3 protein-coding genes are annotated in these 2,896 nt (G+C 73.8%); all 3 read left to right on the top strand.

Going from position 1 to position 2,896, the window contains the following annotated elements:
- The coding region (locus ABZS51_RS42535; protein WP_355453996.1) for an SDR family oxidoreductase at nucleotides 1-777 on the top strand (777 nt) is incomplete at its 5' end.
- A 66-nt stretch (nucleotides 778-843) separates the two neighbouring features.
- Nucleotides 844-1,689 carry a Gfo/Idh/MocA family oxidoreductase gene (locus ABZS51_RS42530; RefSeq protein WP_355453994.1) on the top strand — a complete coding sequence of 282 codons (846 nt, stop codon included), beginning with the start codon at nucleotides 844-846 and terminating at the stop codon, nucleotides 1,687-1,689.
- Between the two features lie 199 nt (nucleotides 1,690-1,888).
- On the top strand, nucleotides 1,889-2,851 hold the full coding sequence (locus ABZS51_RS42525) for an ABC transporter substrate-binding protein (protein ID WP_355453991.1): 963 nt from the start codon (nucleotides 1,889-1,891) through the stop codon (nucleotides 2,849-2,851).
- Nucleotides 2,852-2,896: the final 45 nt, after the last annotated feature.

The raw sequence follows: 2,896 nt of genomic DNA, 5'->3' as shown, positions 1-2,896 counted from the left end.
GTGACCGGCGCGGGCTCCGGCATCGGCGCGGCGTGCGCCGCGCGCCTGGCCGCCGAGGGGGCGTGCGTCGGCGTCCTCGACGTACGGGCCGCCGGGGCCAGGGCCACGGCCGCCGCCATCCGGAGCGGTGGCGGCACGGCCACGGCCCTGACCTGCGACGTGTCGGACGAGAAGCAGGTCGCCGCCGCCCTGGCCGAGCTGCTCGCCTCGTACGGGCGGCTGGACGTCGTCCACTCCAACGCGGCGGCGCTCGGCCGCGACGTGTACGGCCGCGACCAGGACCTGGAGACCCTCGACGCGGACGTGTGGGACCGGACCATGGCGGTGAACCTGCGCGGCCCGATGCTGCTGGTCAAGCACGCCGGGCCGCGCATGGCCGGCGGGGGCGCCTTCGTCCTCACCTCGTCGGTGTCGGGGCTGACGGGCGACCTGGACCACGCCGCGTACGGGACCTCGAAGGCGGCGCTGAACGGCTTCGTCCGCTACGTGGCCACGACGTACGGGCCGCGCGGCATCCGCTGCAACGCGGTCGCCCCGGCGCTGGTGCTCACGGACGCCGCCCGGCTCGCCCTCGGCCCGGACCGGATGGCCGACAAGGCGGCGGAGCGGCTGCTGCCGTGGGCCTGCACGCCGGGGGACGTGGCGGACCTGGTGGCGTTCCTCGCCTCGGACGAGGCGCGGTGCGTCACGGGCCAGACGGTCGTGATCGACTGCGGGACCCTGGCCCACCGGCCGGAGCACGCCGTCCACCAGTGGCGGCTGGGCGGCGCCCCATGAAGACACGAAATATCCCATAGGGTCGTGAAATAGGCGACCTTGGGAGGATTTATGGAGCCGGTGGCGGTGGGACTCATCGGGGCCGGGCCCTGGGCGGAGCAGGCGCACGCCCCCATGCTGGCCCGCGGCCCGCACACCCGGCTGGCGGGCGTCTGGGCCCGCCGCCCGGAGGCCGCCGCGCGGCTCGGCGCGCCCGTGTTCGAGCGGGTCGAGGAGCTGTTCGACGCCTGCGAGGCCGTGGCGTTCTGCGTGCCGCCCGCCGTCCAGGCCGAGCTCGGGATCAGGGCCGCCAGGGCGGGCAAGGCGCTGCTGCTGGAGAAGCCGCTCGCCGACTCCCTCGACGCCGCCGAGCGGCTGGCCGCCGCCATCGCCGAGACCGGCGTGGCCTCCCAGATGGTGCTGACACTGCGCTACGCCGCCCGTACCCGGGAGTTCCTGGCCCGCTGCGCCGAGATCGAGCCGTTCGGCGGGCACGCCGCGAACATCTCCGGCGCCCTGCTCGGCGACCACCCGTTCGCGACCCCCTGGCGGCTGGAGCGCGGGGCATTGCTCGACGTGGGCCCGCACATGGTCGACCTGCTCGACGCCGCGCTCGGCCCCGTCACCGGCGTGCGCGCCCACGGGGACCCGCTCCGCTGGACCGGCCTGCTGCTGGAGCACGAGGGCGGCGCCGTCAGCGAGGCGTCGCTGTGCATGGCCGCCCCCGGCGACACCCCGCCCTCCTCCGTCGCCGTCTACGGCCGCCGGGGCAGCGCGGTCCTGGCGCCGGACGACGGCGACGCCCTGGCCGTCGTCGCCGAGGAGTTCGCCCGGACCGTCCGGCGGGGCGGCGGCCACCCGCTCGACGCCGCCCGCGGCCTGCGGCTCCAGCGGATCATCGCCGAGGCGGAGGCGCAACTACCCGCCCCTTGACTTCGGCTTCATCCGGAGCATTGATAGCGTTTGTCCGACGCGCAGTGTTGCAGCGAAGTCCGGTGCGAGTCCGGCGCTGTCCCGCAACTGTCATAGCCAGGTCGCCTGCCTCTGCGCTGACGTCATCAACCCTCGTGGAAAAGGGTGATCCGTCGCACATCGCGGGTCTCTCGGTTCCGACAGTGTGAAAGGACTACTCGTGAGGCCCGTACGCACGGCCTTCGCGGGCGCGCTGCTGGGAACGCTCGTCCTGGCCGCCTGCGGCCAGACCGCCCCCAACGCCCCCTCGTCCACGCCTCCCACCCAGGCGCCCCCCACCATGGGGACCACCACGGCCGCCTCCTTCCCGGTCACGGTGGAAGCGGCCAACGGCAAGGTCACCCTCGCCAAGAGGCCCGAGCGCATCGTCTCCCTCTCCGCCGCGCACACCGAGACCCTGTACGCCATCGGCGCGGGCCCGCAGGTGATCGCGGTCGACGACCAGTCCGACTTCCCGGCGCAGGCGCCCCGCACCGGCCTGTCCGGGTTCAAGCCGAACGTCGAGGCGATCGCCGCGCAGAAGCCCGACCTCGTCATCGTCTCCAACGACATCGACAAGGTCGTCTCCGAGCTGGGCAAGCTGAACGTCCCCGTCCTGCTGGAGCCCGCCGCCACCAAGCTGGACGAGGCGTACGACGAGATCGCCGACCTCGGCGCCGCCACCGGCAACCAGGAGAAGGCCGACGAGGTGGTCACCGGGATCAAGGCGTCGCTGGACAAGCTCGCCGCGAACGCCCCCAAGGACCACAAGCTCACCTACTACCACGAGCTCGACCAGACGCCCTACGCGGCGACGTCCAGCACGTTCATCGGCCAGATCTACGGCCTGTTCGGCCTGGTCAACATCGCCGACAAGGCACCCGGCGCGGCCGGCGGCTACCCCAAGCTGTCGAAGGAGTTCGTCGCCCAGGCCGACCCGGACCTGATCTTCCTGGCGGACGTGAAGTGCTGCGGGCAGAGCAAGGACGCCCTGGCCAGGAGGCCCGGCTGGAAGAACCTGTCGGCCATCAAGAACGACCAGGTCGTCCCGCTCGACGACGACGTGGCCTCCCGGTGGGGACCGCGCATCGTGGACCTCGCCGAGACGATCGGCGCCGCGGTGTCCAAGGCGGCCGGCTCGTAGTGTCCCGGCCAGCGCCGCCCCGCCCGCCCGCCGCCCGGCCGCGGC

The sequence above is a fragment of the Nonomuraea sp. NPDC005501 genome (assembly GCF_040605905.1).
GTDB lineage: Bacteria > Actinomycetota > Actinomycetes > Streptosporangiales > Streptosporangiaceae > Nonomuraea.
The sequence above is the reverse complement of the archived record's forward strand: the minus strand, read 5'-3'. Positions and strand labels throughout refer to the sequence as shown.